This is a genomic window from Streptomyces malachitofuscus, assembly GCF_055571035.1.
Map to the genome: position 1 here is coordinate 218612 of NZ_JBVIGA010000006.1, position 15502 is coordinate 234113.

Genomic DNA, 15502 nt, shown 5'->3' on the forward strand with positions numbered 1-15502 from the left:
GCATCTCCGAAAGGTCGGTGGGGGCGAACCCGGAATGTGACCCACATCGCATGTAGTGGGCATGCCACGTAATCGCCTGGTAGAGAAATCGTGCGCGCGGACCACGACGGCCACGGGCCGGGCCGCGCGCTGCCGTTGGTCTACGCCTGCGAAATACTGGTGGAGCTGCGGCGACGTCGCCACTTGGCGGGAAACTTTCAGAACGGGAAACCGAGGCAGGGGCAGACGTGCACGATGACGCAAACGGCGGCGGAGAACCCGCCGCCTCCCCGGGGCCCGCGTCCGATGTGGAGCGGCCCGGCTTCCTCGCGCTGGAACGCGAGTTGACGGTGCTGCTGCGCCGCGCCCGCGCCAGCCAGGGGGAGATGGCCCGCGCGGTCCACCCCGACCTGGAGCCGTCCGCCTACGGGCTGCTGGTCCGTCTGGATGAGTGCGGACGCCAGCGGGCGACCGAGCTCGCCGCCTACATCGGCGTCGGCAAGGCCACGATGTCCCGCCAGCTGAGGGCGCTCGAGGAACTCGGACTCGTCGGCCGCGAGCCGGACCCCGCCGACGGCCGCGCCTGGCTGGTCGCCCTCACCGAGGAGGGGCAGCAGCGGGTGAGCAGGGTCCGCGAGGCCCGCCGTGCCCGTTACGCCGGCCGGCTGGCCGACTGGGACCCCGCCGAGGTCACGGAACTCGCCCGGCTGCTCAACCAGCTGAACCGGGGGATGGAGAAGTGACCGGCGGGCGACGGAGGCCTCGTCAGCGGGGTGACAGCTCCACGTAGACGACGGTGGCGTCGTCGTGCGTCTTGCCCCGTCGCGCAGGCACCCGGTCCGCGTCCGCCCGCTCCAGGGCACGCACGCGGTCCACCAGGGCCTGCGGGCCCTCCTTGCGGATCAGGGTGACGCAGTCCGTCCAGTCGCCCTCCCGGAACCTCTCCACCCAGCGTGCCGCACCGTCGGTCAGTGCGGCGAGCGTGCGCACCTCACCACGCGGCAGCGAACCGGTGACCGCGCGGGAGGCCACCGAGGGGTCCGCCGCCGCCGTGAAGAAGCCGCCCTCCTTGTTGCGCAGCGTGCTGTCCACCAGGGCGTGGGTGGCCAGGGCCGAGCGGGGCAGCCGGTCCAGCCGGTCGTCCAGCAGCGCGGTGACCGTGCCGTCCGGCGCCTCGACGAGCAGCGCCGAGTCGGACAGCACCAGGTACTCCACCGAGTCGGGCGACCAGCGGGCCAGCACCACCGTTGCCTGCGGTGTGCGCGGGTGAGAAAGGTCACAGGTTGCCGCGTGGCTCCCGGCGGTACGCGCGAGGGCGCGGGACAGCACCTCGGCGAGGGGAACATCCGGGAGGGAAACGGTCAGTTCGGTCAGCGCGCCGCCCAGCCGGGCGGTGAACCAGGGCACGGAATGCAGACAGCCGCCCCCGTCACCCGGTGGTGTGACCCCGTCCAGCACCACGAGCGAACCGCCCTGCCCGGAGGCCGGGAGCCCGACGCTCGCGAAGTCCTCGTTGGGGCGGCCCGGATCACCCGGCTCCGAAACCAGCTCAGTACGCACCCCACCAGTCTGCACGAGCCCTCCACAACGACCGTCAAAGACCGGCAACGGTCGCCGGATCCCCGCAGCCTTGCAGGTCAGGCGCCTGGTTTGGGAGGGATTGCAGGCCTCCGGGAAGGCGTGGCGGCGAATACTGCCACCGCCCGCCGCAGACGTCCAACCGGCGTGCCGCACACGGCGGCTGCGGGCCCTCGCGGGACTTGCTCCCCAACTCACGTCCGATGTTCACTCCTTCGAGTGGCGGGTCAGGTGATGCGCATCCGCTGTCCACGGGCACTGGGAGGGTCGGGGAGCGTTGGGGGCGCCTCGCTGTCCGAGCACGGTCACGGGCTCGGGGTGAACGCCCGCACCCGTTGACGGAGCGTCACCCGGGCCCACGGGTACACGAGTCAGGAATGCGAGCACCGGTGCAGAAGACGCGGCCTCGTCGCAAGGACAAGCAGACGGCCCCCACGGGAGACGCGGAGCAGAAGCCCACCGTCGGCAGGGGCCGCCCCACCCGTGTACGCAACCGGCTGATCGTCGCCGTGGCCGTGGTGGCCGCCGCGATCGCCGGGGCCGGGGCCCCGTCCGTCGTCGCCGCCTCCGGGCAGCTCGGCGACTCGCAGGATCTGGTGACGCTCGCCGAGCAGACCCAGGACGCCCTCACCCTCGCCCACTCCCTCGCCGACGAGCGCGACGAGGTCGTCCCCTACATCGCGGCCGGCCGCCCCAAGTCCAAGGCGCCCTCCGAGCAGCACAGCGCCCGGGTCGACCGGCAGGTCGAGGAACTGCGCGCCGACACCGACACCTCGCAGACGCTGCGCGACGAACTCGACGCCGTCGCGGCCGTACGGAGAGCGGCGCTCTCCGGGAAGAGCACTGCTCTCGAAGCGCATCGGGCGTACTCCACCGCCATCACCCAGCTGCACCGGGTCGCCGAACAGCTCGCCGAGCGGACCCCGCCCCGGGCCGGCTCCGGAGCCCACGCGCTCGCCGAGCTGGACGCCGCCGTCCAGCAGGCCGCCGCCACCCGGGGACTGCTGCTCGCCGCGCTGAACGTGCCGCGCACCACGCAGACCGTGATCGACCCGATCACCGGCCTGCCGACCACGTCCACCACCTCCTCGGAGGCCGACACCAGGCAGCGCGACGAGCTCACCGCCGCCGCCCTCCAGGCCCGGCTGCGCTCCGACGCCGGCCTCGCCGACTTCCGCGAGGGCGCGCCCGAGACCGCCCGCGCCTCCTACGACTCCACGGTCAACGGACCCGAGGTCGACGCCGCCGAGAAGTACCTGGCGAGCCTCACCGACGAGCCGACCCTCTCCGACGGGGAACTCGACACCAGCACCAAGAAGCTCGCGGCCGCGCTCACCGCGCGGATCGACGCGATGCGCGGGGTGGAGTCCGCGCTCTTCGACCAGCGCACCAAGGACCTCGCCCAGCTGCGCGACGACGACGTCACCGAGCTGGAGATCCGGATCGCCGTCCTCGGCGCCCTGATGCTGCTCGCCGTCGGCATCGCCACGGCGATGGCGCGCACGCTCACGCGGCCGCTGTCGGTGCTGCGCCGGGGCTCCGCCCGCCTCGCCGAGGCGGAGGACCCCGGTGCGCAGGAGCCGGTCACCTTCACCGGCCGCAACGACGAGTTCGCGCAGGTCGTCCGGTCCGTCAACGCCCTGCACGCGCACGCCGCCGGACTCGCCGAGCGGATCGCCACGCTGGAGGCCGACCGCAAGCATCTCGTCGGCCAGCGGCAGAAGATGGCCGACGCGCGCGAGGAACTGCGCACTGAACTCGCCGAGTCCGCGGCCCATCTGGAACGGCTGCGGGCCGGTATCGGCGGCACGTTCGTCAACCTCGCCCTGCGTACCCTCGGGCTGGTCGAGCGGCAGCTCGGCGTCATCGAGGGGCTGGAGGAGCGGGAGGACGACCCGGACCGGCTGGCCACCTTGTTCAAGCTCGACCACTTCGCCACCGTCATGCGCCGGCACAGCGAGAACCTCCTCGTCCTCGCCGGCGCCGAGCACGGCCGGCACACGGCGGGTCCGGTGCCGTTGGTGGACGTCGTACGGGCCGCGGTCAGCGAGATCGAGCGGTACGAGCGGGTGCGGATCGCGGCGCTGCCGCCGCACGCGCACATCGCCGGGTTCGCGGCGGACGACCTCTCCCATCTGCTGGCCGAGCTCATGGAGAACGCCACGGCGTTCTCCCCGCCCGACCTGCCCGTCGAGATCTCCGGCTGGCTGCTGGAGAACGGCGAGGTCATGCTCTCCGTCCAGGACGAGGGCATCGGCATGGCCGCCGACCGGCTGGAGCGGCTCAACTCCCGCCTGTCCGAGTTCGACCCGGAGGTCACGTACGACGCGGAGGCCGAGGACGGGCTCGGCCTCGGCCTGTACGTCGTGGCCCGGCTCGCCCACCGGCACGGTGTGCGGGTCCAGCTGCGCGAGCAGAAGCAGGGCGGCATCGCGGCGGTCGTCGTCCTCCCCGACCCCCTGCTGGCCGCCGCCGCACCCACCGCCGTGCCCGCGTCGGTCTCCGGCTCGCACACCGTCTCCCTCCCGGGCGCCGACGCCGAGGCCAACTCCAACGTCCTGCACGGCCGCGCGGAGGCCGGCGACCCGCTGGTCACCCTGGCCGAGAAGGCGGTGGACGCCGCAACCACCACGACGGCCCCGACCCCGACCCACACGGACGAGCCCGAGCCGGCCCTCACCGGCCGGCCCGTCGCCGACGACGCGGACGGTCCCACTCCGGACCACCCGGCCCCCACTGCCGACGGCGCGGACGCCGCCCCGGCCCACCGCCCCGAGGCCTCCCACGTCGCCACACCGCCCTCCGCCCACGCGGACGCACCCGAGCGGGTCGACGGGGACGAGCCCGGGGTGGGCCCCGAGGGTCCGTCCGGGCCGAGCCGCGGCGACGCGCCGGCCTCCGGCGGCGTGGCTGTGTCCGAGGCGGGCCGGAATGACGGGCTCGCGGCGGTACGTGGGGACGAGCCCGAGGGCGCCGGTGCGGACGCACAGCGCGCGGATGACGCCGTCGCCGGTCATGCCGAATCGTCCGCGGACGGCACCGTACGGAACGTGGCGGCGGACGTGCCGCCCGAGCGGCCCGCCGAGACGACCATGGAACTGCTGATCCCGGCACAGCCAGACGGCGCGGAGGAGCCGCCCGCACGTCCGGCCCCCGAGCGGCCGGAGTCCGGGCACGGGCAGCACCCGTCCGGAACCCCCGGCCTGCCGGACCCCGAAGCCGCACGGCCGGGCGCAGGCCATGCCTTCGGTGCCGAGTCGGCACCCGCCGACCGCCCGCAGGCACCCGTCGTCGGCGCGTCCGACGCCGTACCCCCGCCGGGGGTGCTGCCGCGCCGGCCGGTCGCCGGGGACGGCGCCGGTGCCGAGCACGCGCGCGTCGCTGACGGCGGCGGGGACGAGGAAGAGGTCACCGCCAAGGGACTGCCCAAGCGCACGCCGAAGATCACCGCGCCCGCCGAGGTCCCGCGCCCGCGTACCGGGACCGTGGACGCCGAGGCACTGCGCCGGCGGCTCGGCGGCTTCCGCCGGGGTGCGGACGCCGGCCGCCGGGACGTCGAGGCGGAGATCGCCGAACGGACCGGCCACCACCGGACACCGTCCGGCCCGGACACCACCAGCGCACAGAACGAAGAAGCCACGGGGGGCACCGTCGAGGAGGCAAGCAGTTGACCGCGCCCAGTACCTTCGGACTGAGCAGTGAGGCCCGCAACCTGCACTGGCTGCTGACCAACCTTGTCGAGGAGGTCCCCGGCATCCTCTCCGTCGCCGTGGTCTCCTCCGACGGCCTGCTGCTCCTCTCCTCCGACGACCACCGCAACACCGAGGCCCGCGACGCGCGGAGCGCCCGGCGCTCCGGCCCGCGCGGCTCCGCGGCCGACCTCGCCACCGTCGTCTCCGGCATCGGCAGCCTCACGATCGGCGCCGCCAAGCTGATGGACTCCGGTCCGGTCAAGCACACGATGGTCGCGATGGACGAGGGCAGCCTCTTCGTGATGTCGATCAGCGACGGCTCGCTGCTCGGCGTGCACGGCTCCGAGGACTGCGACATGAGCGTGGTGGCGTACCACATGGCCCTGTTCGTCGGCCGCGCCGGCCATGTCCTGACCCCCGAACTCCGCAGCGAGCTGCGCCAGAACCTGGAGAACGACCCCACCGGGAGCCGCCCATGAGCAGCACGTCCAGGAAACACCTCCCGGTCCGTGGCGGCGACCGCAGACCCGCCCGGGTCCGCCCCTACTCGCTCACCGGCGGCCGCACCCGCTTCGGCCACGTCCTCCTCGTCGAGACGTTCGTCGGCGCCACCGCCGGCACCGCCGCGCTCGACGCCGCCGAGGAGCGCAGGGAACTGACCAACGGCGGCCTCACCTCCCGGGTCATGCCGGAGATGCGGGCCATCGTGGAACTGTGCCGCCGTATGCGGACGGTGGCCGAGATCGCCGCGCTGCTGAGGATGCCGCTCGGCGTGGTCCGCGTCCTGCTGAGCGACCTCGCGGACCAGGGAAAGATCCGTGTCTATGGAACGGGGACCGGCCACGGCACGGGCCGGCCCGACCGTGCGCTGCTGGAAAGGGTGCTGAGTGGACTCCGTCGTCTCTGACGCCGCTCCCGGTGTCTCCCCGCTCGTCGAGGACGACGAGCCCTTGCAGCCCTGGCAGACGGACCGCTCCCGTGCACCGATCGCCACCAAGATAGTGGTGGCGGGCGGCTTCGGCGTCGGCAAGACCACGCTGGTCACCACCGTTTCGGAGATCACGCCCCTGGAGACCGAGGCGCTGATGACCGAGGCGAGCGAGGAGCACGACGACCTCACCGCCACGCCGGGCAAGCTGACCACCACCGTGGCCATGGACTTCGGCCGTATCACGCTCGACGACGACCTGGTGCTGTACGTCTTCGGCACACCCGGGCAGCAGCGGTTCTGGTTCATGTGGGACGACCTGGTGCGCGGCGCGATCGGTGCCGTCGTGCTCGCCGACACCCGCCGCCTGAAGGACTGCTGGCCGGCGCTGGACTACTTCGAGAGCTGCGGACTGCCGTACGTCGTCGCGGTCAACCACTTCGACGGCAGCGAGCGGTTCGACCCCGAGGACGTGCGGGAGGCGTTGACGATCCCCGCGCACATACCCGTAATGATCATGGATGCGCGCCGCCGGATCTCGGTCATCGAGACCCTCTTGTCCCTCGTGGGCCACGCGCTCGACGAAACCCCCGAGTAGTCCCCGAGCCGTCCCCGGCACTCCCCAGCAGTCCCCAGCAGTCCCCTTAGGAGCGTCCCCCGTATGCGGAAGATACTCGTCGTCGGAGCCGGCCAGTCCGGTCTCCAGCTGGCCCTCGGCCTCCAGTCGCACGGCTACGAGGTCACCCTGATGTCCAACCGGACCGCGGACGAGATCCGTACCGGGCGGGTCATGTCGACGCAGTGCATGTTCCACACGGCCCTGCAGCACGAGCGCGACCTGCAGCTGAACTTCTGGGAGTCGCAGGCCCCGAAGATCGAGGGGCTCGGCGTCTCGGTCGCGGCCCCCGGCTCCTTCGACCCGGGCCCCTCGCAGCGCGCCATCGACTGGCTGGGCCGCCTCGACGGGTACGCGCAGTCGGTCGACCAGCGGGTGAAGATGGCCGGCTGGATGGAGACCTTCGCCCAGCGCGGCGGCCAGCTCGTCATCCACGGCGCGGCGGTCGGCGACCTCGACTACTTCTCCCGCACGTACGACCTCGTGCTCGTCTCGGCCGGCAAGGGCGAGCTCGTGCAGATGTTCGCCCGTGACCCGGAGCGCTCCCCGTACAGCGAGCCGCAGCGCGCCCTGGCCGTCGCCTACGTCCACGGGCTCGGACCGCGTCCGGAGCACCCGGACACCGAGGCGGTCCGCTGCAACCTGGTCCCGGGTGTCGGCGAGATGTTCATCATGCCGACGTTCACCACCTCGGGCCGCGCCGACATCTTGTTCTGGGAGGGCATACCCGGCGGCCCGCTGGACGCCTTCAAGGACGTCAAGGACCCGGCGGAGCACCTCTCCCTGACCCTGGAACTCATGGAGAAGTTCCTCCCTTGGGAGTACGCGCGGGCCACCAAGGTCGAACTGACCGACGCCGGCGGCACCCTGGCCGGCCGCTACGCCCCCACCGTCCGCAACCCGATCGGCCGACTGCCCTCCGGCGGTCTCGTCCTCGGGGTCGCCGACGTGGTCGTCGCCAACGACCCGATCACCGGACAGGGCTCCAACTCCGCGTCCAAGTGCGCCGCCTCCTACCTCGCCTCGATCCTCGAACACGGTGAGAAGGAGTTCGACGAGACCTGGATGCGGGCGACCTTCGACCGCTACTGGGAGACGGCCCGGCACGTCACCAAGTGGACGAACGCCATGCTCGCCCCGCCGCCCGAGCACGTCCTCAACCTGATCGGCGCCGCCGGACAGCTTCAGCCGGCCGCGGACCGCTTCGCCAACGGCTTCAACGACCCGGCGGACTTCGAGAACTTCTTCTACGACCCGGAGAAGACCGGCGCCTACCTGGCGGAGGTCTCGGGCGCGGCCGGCGCACCGGCGGCGGAGTAGCCCGCGTCGGACCCCTCCGCGGCCCACGCGGGGAGCTCCGGCGGCACGAACCGCCGCAGGGACTCCCCGCCGGGATCGGGACGTACGGCGCCGAGCACCGGGTTGGCCGCGATGGGGGAGACCTTGATCCTGGCGCCCGGGCGGGGCGCCTGCACCACCTTGCCGTCGCCGAGGTAGAGGGCGACGTGCGTGGCCTCCGGGAAGTACACGACGAGGTCCCCCGGCCGCAGCTCCACCAGCGGCACCCGCTCCAGCCGGGCCCACTGCTCCTGACTGGTCCGGGGGATCGGCGTCCCGGCGGCACCCCACGCCTCGGAGGTCAGCCCCGAGCAGTCGTACGTCGCCGGGCCCTCGGCTCCCCACTCGTACGGCTTGCCGAGCTGTTCCACGGCGTACCGCACGGCCCGTTCGCCGGCCGCCGACGGGGGAGTGCTGCCGCTGCTCAGCGCGCCGGAGGAGATCAGCTCCTCCTGTGCCTCGGCGATCCTGCCGCGTTCCAGTTCGGCCAGCGCGGCGAGCTGCTCGGCGGTGAGCGACGCGAGCAGCTCCTCCACCTCACGGAGCCGTCGTCGCACCTCGTCCCGCTGCTCCTGGCTCCGCTCGGTGAGGGCCGTCCGGTCGGCGAGTGCCTTGCGCGCCCGGCGCGCCAGTTCGCGGGCCTCCTTCTCGCCGACGGTCAGCCGGCCCACCGTCTCCGCCCGCTCGCGCGCCAACTGCCCGATCACATGTCCCTGTTCGAGTGCGCGCTGCGGATCGCGCGCCAGCAGCAGACGCACGTACGGGGAGAGGCCGGTGACGCTCTGGTACTGCTGGCGGGCGAGCCGTCCGGCCGCGCCCCGGCTGTCGTGCAGGGAGAGCCGGGCGCGGGCGAGGGCGCGCTCGAGCCGTACGGTCTCGGCGCGCTGCTTCTTCAGCCGTTCCTCGATGGCGTTGTGGGCCTCGGTGGCCTTCCCGGCCTGCCGGTACAGGGTCTGAAGCTCCGTCAGCAGCTCGGCGACGGAACGCCCGCCGGGCCCGGCGGTGCCGCCACCCGGTTCCGGGACGGCCGCCGCGGACACGGGCGCGAGCACGGTCCCGGCCGCCAGCGCCGCCGTGCACACCAGACGCAGGAGCATCCCTGACACACCATCACCTCCGACGCGGGGCGGCCCGTCCGCTCCGCATCGCGAGCATCCGGCGGGTGTGCGCGGTCCGCTCGCCGAGTGTGCGCGGTTCGGCGCAACGGCGTCACCCGTCGGCGTCGTCCGGCTTGCCCTTCGGCGTGGCGTCCGGCGTGGCGTCCGGCTCGGGCGCGGGCTTGGACCACGGCCACCTGGGCCGGCGCCCGGCCTGTCCCGTCGGGTCGTGGAGGTACTTCCACCCCCGGTTCAGACCGGTCCGCGAGCTCCGGCCCCGGGGCACCCGCCGGTAGACCAGCACCGTGGGCGGGCCGCCGTCCGGAGCCGGGACGGGGATGCGGTACGTCTTGGGCGGATGCCCGGTGATGCCCAGCAGCACGGGCAGGACGCGCCCGTCCATGGGCCCGCCCTCGAAAGGGGTGTCTTCGCTCTTCACACCACCAGTCTCGGCCACCGGGCACCGGCGCGCGGAACCGGCCGCGGTGTGCCGGCGGCGCCGGGCGGTCAGAGATCCTCGGCCAGCACCCGCACCAGCGCATCGGTCTGCGCGTCGCGCCGCGCGGTCACCGCCAGCACCGCCACGAACTGCTCCACGAGCCAGTCCCGCAGTTCCTCCAGCGGCGGCTGTTTGTCCTCGTCGAGCCAGATCAGCGAGGCCGCCTCCACGGCGGTGATCCACATCCGGATCGTCATCCGCAGCCGGGGCCCGGGCTCGGTGACCCCGAGATGGCTGACGATGTGCTCGGCGGCGGCCCGGCGCACACCGTCCACGATGGCGGTCGTCCGGGAGGTCTCCACCACGCTCCCGCCCTGGAGCAGCGCGCTGAATCCGGCGTCGTGCTGGTCGACGAACGCGAGATAGCGGTCGACCGCCCGGGACAGCCGGGGGAGCAGCGGGCCCTCGTGCGGCTCGTCGAAGCAGTTCCGCAGCTCGTCGGCGGCGGACATCAGGGCCGCCTCGTACAGCTGCTGCTTGCCGCCCGGGAAGTACCGGTAGACCAGCGGCCGTGACACGCCGGCCGCCTCCGCCACGTCGTCCAGGGACACGTCCTCCGGGGCGCTGTGGGCGAAGAGGGACAGCGCGGCCTCGAGCAGCTGGCTGCGGCGTTCCTCGACACTGAGCCGCCGGTAGGCGGGGGTGGGGGCCTGCGGGGTCATGCCCGCAGGGTAACCGCCCGTCCGGCTACGCGAGCAGTCCCGACGACTTCCACAGCCGCCGCCCGACGCCGCGCAGCACACCGATGTCGTCGAGGAAGTCCGTGAGCCGCTTCGACCCCTGCTGCATCACGTCCCGCCGGTGCCCGCTCGCCCGGACCTGGGCGACGGCCTCCCGCCGGTCCAGACCGACGTTCGTGTACACCTCGGGGTTCACGAACGCCACCGAGAACACCCGGGCGAACTCCCCCGAGGTGACCCGGGTGAACTCCTGCGACCACTTCGGGGCGGTCACCATCTGGCGCCGCAGCTCCTCACGGGCGTAGCGCACGTGCCGCGCCTCCTCGACCACGTGGATGCGCGTGACGCCCCGGATCAGCGGCTGGACCCGCTCGTCAGGGAAGGTCAGCCGCTGCATCCAGTCCAGGACCTCCTCGCCGAGCAGGGTGGCCGTGAAGGAGCCGGGGGTGGTGGAGATCGTCTTGAACAGCCGGCCGAGGTTCTGGTGGACCCGGCTCACCGGGTACCAGGGGGTGCCGCCCCGGGTGATCACCCGGGCGAACATCTTCGAGTGCCGGCACTCGTCCTCGATCTCGGTGAGGGCGTACCGCACATGCGCGCTCGTGGCCGCCTTGTCGTAGATGTGCCGCACCAGCAGCTGCATCAGGATCAGCTCGAACCAGATGCCCAGTGAGGCCAGCGCCGCCGCCTCGTGCTGCGAGAGCGCGATGCGCTGCTCCTCGCTCATCCGCTTCCACAGCGGGGTGCCGTACAGCGACACCAGCTCCGGCGGCCAGAACCACTTGCCCTCCTCGAAGGGCGCCTCCCAGTCCAGCTCCTTGTCCGGGTCGAAAGAGTGCCTGGCCGAGGAGTCGAGCAGCCGCTGGGCCACCTGCTCCCGGTCCTTGAGCAGCCCGAGCGCGTCCCGCAGACCGTCGAGGGCTTCGGCTTCCGACAGGGTCGTCATGGCGGCTCCACCTCATGGGGCGTCCGGGTTACCAGCGGGTCACCCAGCTATGAGACTGCCTGTCAGCAAGCCCGTCAATCCCTGCGACCCGACTTGTTGAATCCGGTCCGCCTAGACCGAACAGCCCAGCCCCGCCGGCACCTCCCCGGTCAGCGGCTCCGCGCCGCCCGGCGGGAAGGAGGTGCGCAGGGTGAACGCGTACGGCGTGGGACCGTTGGTGCGCAGGTGCAGGAGGCGGGACTCGGCCTCCGCGACCGTCGGGCGGTGGCCGGACGGAACCCACCACATGGCCACCATCGCCTCCTCCACCCGCTCGAACCATTCCCTCCTCCGGGCCAGCATCTCCCGGTGCCGGCCCTGGTACATGTAGGCCGTCAGGGCGTCGGTGTCACGCCACACCGACATGTTGATGACCAGCCAGGAGTCGCCGAAGACGGCGATGTCCGTCGCGTCGCCCTCCTCGCCCTGCAGCCGCCAGACGAAACCGTCGGCGGCGTCGGCGTCCGCGTTCACCGGGTCGAGGTTGTCGACGAAGTCCTTCAACTGCGGGGAGTCCAGCGGGGCCTTGAGGCGGGCGATGTTCACCTGGGCGAGTTCGTACGCGGTCTCGGTCATGTACCGAACGTTAGGTAGGGAACGGGGCGCTCCGGCACCCCCGTCTCACCAAGTGGTATCGCGCCACTACGACTTCAGCACCGCCTCCATCACCGCCCGAGCGATCGGCGCCGCCGTGCCGCCCCCGCTGATCTCCCGCCGGTTCGCCGCCGCGTCCTCCACCACCACCGCCACGGCCACCTTCGCCTCCATGTCCTCACCGCCCTGCGCCCAGGAGATGAACCAGGCGTACGGCGTACCGGAGTTGCCCAGCCCGTGCTGGGCCGTGCCCGTCTTGCCGCCGACCACGGCCCCGGGGATCGCGGCCTTCTTGCCGGTGCCGTCCTCCACCACGCCCCGCATCAGCTCCCGCATCCGCATCGCCGTCGCCGGATGCATGGCCCGGCGCACCGGACGGGAGCCGGCCGTGGACACCGTGCCGCCGCCCGCCCGGGTGGTCCGCTCCACCAGATACGGCTCCCGCACCTGCCCCCCGCCCGCCACGGCCGCCGCGACCATCGCCATCTGCAGCGGTGTGGCCCGGGTGTTGTACTGCCCGATCGACGACAGCGCGAGCTGCGCCCGGTCCACCGAGGTGTCGAAGGTGCTGGGCGCCACCCGGAACGGAATCCGTACACCGGTGTCGTTGAAGCCGAAGCTCTCGGCCGTCGACCTCATGCTCGCCACGCCCGTGGACACCCCCAGCTTGGCGAACACCGTGTTGCACGACCACACGAACGCCTCCCGCAGGGTCGCGTCCTTGCAGCCCTTGGACCCGTTGGTCAGCCGGGTCGTCGTGCCGGGCAGGGTGTACGGGTCGGGCGAGTCCGTCGGCTTGTCCAGGCCCTTGACCACGCCCGCGTCCAGCGCCGCCGCCGCCGTCACCACCTTGAACGTCGACCCCGGCGGGTACGTCCGCTGCACCGCCCGGTTCAGCATCGGCCGGTCCGGGTCGGCGTTCAGCCGCGCCCAGGCCTCCCGCGCCGTCCTGCCGTTCCCGGACAGCAGCGCGGGGTCGTACGACGGGACCGACACCAGCGCCAGGACTCGGCCGGTCGACGGCTCGACCGCCGCCACCGCCCCCTTCCGCGAGCGCAGTCCCTCGTACGCCGCGCGCTGTGCCGCCGGGTCGATCGTGGTCATCACGTGTCCGCCCGCGTTGCGGGACCGGGTGAACTCGTTCCACAGCGGCAGCGGAGCCAGCAGCGGGGCGGCGCCGGACAGCAGCCCGTCCTCCGTGCGCTCCAGCAGCGTCGTGCCGTACTCCTGCGAGGCGAAGCCGGTCACCGGCGCGTACAACGGCCCGTGGCGATACGTCCGTTCGTAGCGCAGATGCTCTCCCGTGTCCCGCGAGCCGGTGACCGGCCGGCCGCCGACCAGGATGTCGCCGCGCGGCTGCTGGTAGCGGGAGATGACGTCACGGCGGTTGGCCGGATTCGCCTCGTAGGCCTTGGCGTGCAGGACCTGCACGCGGGCGGCGTTGACCAGCAGCGCGACCAGCAGCAGGGCGCAGAACAGCGCGGCGTGCCGGATGTGACGGGTCACCGGGCGGTACCCCCGGCTCCCTGCCGCCGCGCGCTGTCGCTCAGCCGGACCAGCAGCGCCACGATCGTCCAGTTGGTCACCACCGACGAACCGCCCTGTGCCAGGAACGGCATCGCCATCCCGGTCAGCGGGATCAGCCCGGTCACCCCGCCCGCGATCACGAACACCTGGAGCGCCACGATCGAGGCGAGCCCCACCGCGAGCAGCCGCCCGAACGGGTCGCGCAGGGCGAGTCCCGCCCGGTAACCGCGCTCCACCAGCAGCCCGTACAGGAGGAAGATCGCGGACAGCCCGGCCAGCCCCAGCTCCTCACCGGCCGTCGCCAGGATGAAGTCCGACTTGACCGCGAAACCGATGAGCACGGAATGCCCGAGCCCCAGCCCGGTGCCGAGGGTGCCGCCCTCGGCGAAGGCGAACAGCGACTGGGCCAGCTGGTTCGGGCCCTCGCCCGCCTCGATGGAGGCGAAGGGGTGCAGCCAGGTCTCGATCCGGTGGTGCACATGCGGCTCCAGCCGGCCCACGGCCACCGCACCCAGCGAGGCGAGCAGCAGCCCGACCGCGATCCAGCCGGTCCGCCCGGTGGCGACGTACAGCAGCACCACGAACAGCCCGAAGAACAGCAGCGACGTACCGAGATCCCGCTCCAGCACCAGGACGCCCACACTGACCAGCCAGACGGCGACGATCGGTCCGAGCACCCGCCCGGTGGGCAGCTGCAGCCTCCACACCCGGCGGCCGGCGTAGGTGAGCGCGCTGCGGTTCGCGGCGAGGTACGCGGCGAAGAAGACCGCCAGCAGCACCTTGGCGAACTCGCCCGGCTGAATGGAGAATCCGGCGACCCGGATCCAGATGCGGGCCCCGTTGACCGCCGGGAAGAGGATCGGCACCGTCAGCAGGACGAGCGCGACGACGACACACACATAGGTGTAGCGCTGGAGCACCCGGTGGTCGCGCAGCACCAGGACGACCGCGGTGAACAGGGCCACGCCCAGCGTCGACCACACCAGCTGGGTGGGGGCGGCCGGTTCGCCCGGCGCCTCCAGGTCGAGCCGGTAGATCAGCACCAGGCCGAGGCCGTTGAGCAGCACCCCGATGGGCAGCGGCAGCGGGTCGGCGTAGGGGGCGCGCCAGCGCACCGCCAGATGCGCGACCAGGGCGAGCACACCGAGCCCGGCGCCGTAACCGGCGGCGCCGGGCGGGACGGTGCCGTTCCTGGCGAGGCCGACGGCGCAGTATCCGTACACCGACAGCAGGACGGCCAGGACGATCAGGGCGAGCTCGACGCCACGGCGCCGGGGGAGGCGGACGGTGGGCGTGGGCGGATCCGCCGTCGCCAGGGTGGTACCGGCCTTACTCATGTCCGGAACTTACCCATATGGGGTGTGTGCGTTTCGCTCATCAGCACCAGCGTGGCGCGGGGCCGATGTTGTCGATGTGCGCGGCCGGGCCCCATGCCCAGGTGCCGTCCGTGAGCAGGTACCAGAGGGGGTTGCCGTTCACCCTGTCGCCGGGGACCTTGCAGAAGATCGAGACGACCTCGCCCTTGTGGGCGTACCGGATGACGCGCGCACCCCGGTCCGGGGCGGTGCGCAGGGCGAGCCTGTTCGTCGTGACGACGCCCTTGAACCGGCCCTGGTTGCCGTGGTCGCCGCCGGCCTGCTGATTCCCGTTGCCGCCACTGTTGTTGCCGTTGCCACCGGAGTCGTAGCCGTTGCCGCCACTGTTGTTGCCACCGGAGTCGTAACCGTTGCCACCGCTGTTGTCGCCGTTTCCGCCCTGCTGGCTCCAGTTCCCCTGGTCGCCCTGGTTCGGATCGTCGGCGGCGAGGGCGGGAGTGACGGCGGTCGCGACCGCGAGGGCCCCGGCGGCGAGAGCTATGGGCAGTCGGTGGGAGAACGGGGGACGCGGAGCCATGGCAGTACCTCCATGTAGGGGGAGAAAACAGGTCGAAGGTGACTTGTCGCCACACTAGGAGCGCCCCCAGGCACCCGCCCGCCCTGCTGCGCCATC

The 15502-nt window shown here is 72.6% G+C and carries 15 protein-coding genes; 6 read left to right on the forward strand and 9 right to left on the reverse strand.

Annotated elements, in window-relative coordinates:
• Positions 1-227: 227 nt before the first annotated feature.
• Complete coding sequence (locus ACZ44S_RS11325) at positions 228-722, forward strand: MarR family winged helix-turn-helix transcriptional regulator (protein WP_466927120.1); 495 nt, start codon at positions 228-230, stop codon at positions 720-722.
• A gap of 22 nt (positions 723-744) precedes the next feature.
• Here the strand turns inward: ACZ44S_RS11325 and ACZ44S_RS11330 are convergent, their stop codons facing one another.
• Complete coding sequence (locus ACZ44S_RS11330) at positions 745-1539, reverse strand: protein phosphatase 2C domain-containing protein (RefSeq protein ID WP_466927122.1); 795 nt, start codon at positions 1537-1539, stop codon at positions 745-747.
• Between the two features lie 407 nt (positions 1540-1946).
• Between ACZ44S_RS11330 and ACZ44S_RS11335 the strand changes: the two genes are divergently transcribed.
• The 5 genes from ACZ44S_RS11335 (at position 1947) to ACZ44S_RS11355 (ending at position 8113) form a co-directional block, all read left to right on the forward strand.
• Positions 1947-5228 (forward strand): sensor histidine kinase, encoded by a 3282-nt coding sequence (locus ACZ44S_RS11335; RefSeq protein ID WP_466927125.1) that lies wholly within the window; start codon positions 1947-1949, stop codon positions 5226-5228.
• Positions 5225-5728 (forward strand): roadblock/LC7 domain-containing protein, encoded by a 504-nt coding sequence (locus ACZ44S_RS11340; protein ID WP_466927127.1) that lies wholly within the window; start codon positions 5225-5227, stop codon positions 5726-5728. The genes ACZ44S_RS11335 and ACZ44S_RS11340 overlap by 4 nt, the downstream gene beginning before the upstream one ends.
• On the forward strand, positions 5725-6156 hold the full coding sequence (locus ACZ44S_RS11345) for a DUF742 domain-containing protein (RefSeq protein WP_190161574.1): 432 nt from the start codon (positions 5725-5727) through the stop codon (positions 6154-6156). Before ACZ44S_RS11340 ends, ACZ44S_RS11345 begins: the two co-directional genes overlap by 4 nt.
• Entirely contained in the window at positions 6137-6775 is a 639-nt protein-coding gene (locus tag ACZ44S_RS11350) for a GTP-binding protein (protein ID WP_466927129.1), read from the forward strand. The genes ACZ44S_RS11345 and ACZ44S_RS11350 overlap by 20 nt, the downstream gene beginning before the upstream one ends.
• A 63-nt stretch (positions 6776-6838) precedes the next feature.
• A complete protein-coding gene (locus ACZ44S_RS11355; protein ID WP_466927131.1) occupies positions 6839-8113 on the forward strand; it encodes a styrene monooxygenase/indole monooxygenase family protein in 1275 nt (424 codons plus the stop codon).
• On the opposite strand, the gene ACZ44S_RS11360 is transcribed toward ACZ44S_RS11355, so the two are convergent.
• From ACZ44S_RS11360 to ACZ44S_RS11395, 8 genes are all read right to left on the reverse strand, one after another.
• Positions 8065-9237: a C40 family peptidase gene (locus tag ACZ44S_RS11360; RefSeq protein WP_466927134.1), complete on the reverse strand. Its 1173-nt coding sequence runs from the start codon at positions 9235-9237 to the stop codon at positions 8065-8067. The two genes, ACZ44S_RS11355 and ACZ44S_RS11360, sit on opposite strands and share 49 nt — an antisense overlap.
• 103 nt (positions 9238-9340) lie before the next feature.
• Entirely contained in the window at positions 9341-9667 is a 327-nt protein-coding gene (locus ACZ44S_RS11365) for a hypothetical protein (RefSeq protein WP_466927136.1), read from the reverse strand.
• Between the two features lie 68 nt (positions 9668-9735).
• Entirely contained in the window at positions 9736-10389 is a 654-nt protein-coding gene (locus tag ACZ44S_RS11370; protein ID WP_466927139.1) for a TetR/AcrR family transcriptional regulator, read from the reverse strand.
• 25 nt (positions 10390-10414) lie between these two features.
• Positions 10415-11353: an AurF N-oxygenase family protein gene (locus ACZ44S_RS11375; protein ID WP_466927142.1), complete on the reverse strand. Its 939-nt coding sequence runs from the start codon at positions 11351-11353 to the stop codon at positions 10415-10417.
• A 111-nt stretch (positions 11354-11464) separates the two neighbouring features.
• The gene (locus ACZ44S_RS11380) at positions 11465-11968 is read right to left on the reverse strand and encodes a DUF3291 domain-containing protein (RefSeq protein ID WP_466927144.1); all 504 of its coding nucleotides are present in this window, start codon (positions 11966-11968) and stop codon (positions 11465-11467) included.
• Positions 11969-12034: 66 nt separating this feature from the next.
• Positions 12035-13492, reverse strand: a complete 1458-nt coding sequence (locus ACZ44S_RS11385) for a penicillin-binding transpeptidase domain-containing protein (protein ID WP_466927147.1) — start codon at positions 13490-13492, stop codon at positions 12035-12037.
• Entirely contained in the window at positions 13489-14850 is a 1362-nt protein-coding gene (locus ACZ44S_RS11390; RefSeq protein WP_466927149.1) for an FtsW/RodA/SpoVE family cell cycle protein, read from the reverse strand. Before ACZ44S_RS11390 ends, ACZ44S_RS11385 begins: the two co-directional genes overlap by 4 nt.
• Positions 14851-14890: 40 nt before the next feature.
• Positions 14891-15406 carry an SH3 domain-containing protein gene (locus tag ACZ44S_RS11395; RefSeq protein ID WP_466927151.1) on the reverse strand — a complete coding sequence of 172 codons (516 nt, stop codon included), beginning with the start codon at positions 15404-15406 and terminating at the stop codon, positions 14891-14893.
• Positions 15407-15502 lie beyond the last annotated feature (96 nt).

Bases quoted from the DNA above. Each gene is read 5' to 3' on its own strand.
- ACZ44S_RS11345 (WP_190161574.1), top strand. From the start codon at position 5,725: ATGAGCAGCACGTCCAGGAAACACCTCCCGGTCCGTGGCGGCGACCGC.
- ACZ44S_RS11355 (WP_466927131.1), top strand. From the start codon at position 6,839: ATGCGGAAGATACTCGTCGTCGGAGCCGGCCAGTCCGGTCTCCAGCTG.
- ACZ44S_RS11370 (WP_466927139.1), bottom strand. From the start codon at position 10,389: ATGACCCCGCAGGCCCCCACCCCCGCCTACCGGCGGCTCAGTGTCGAG.
- ACZ44S_RS11375 (WP_466927142.1), bottom strand. From the start codon at position 11,353: ATGACGACCCTGTCGGAAGCCGAAGCCCTCGACGGTCTGCGGGACGCG.
- ACZ44S_RS11380 (WP_466927144.1), bottom strand. From the start codon at position 11,968: ATGACCGAGACCGCGTACGAACTCGCCCAGGTGAACATCGCCCGCCTC.
- ACZ44S_RS11390 (WP_466927149.1), bottom strand. From the start codon at position 14,850: ATGAGTAAGGCCGGTACCACCCTGGCGACGGCGGATCCGCCCACGCCC.
- ACZ44S_RS11395 (WP_466927151.1), bottom strand. From the start codon at position 15,406: ATGGCTCCGCGTCCCCCGTTCTCCCACCGACTGCCCATAGCTCTCGCC.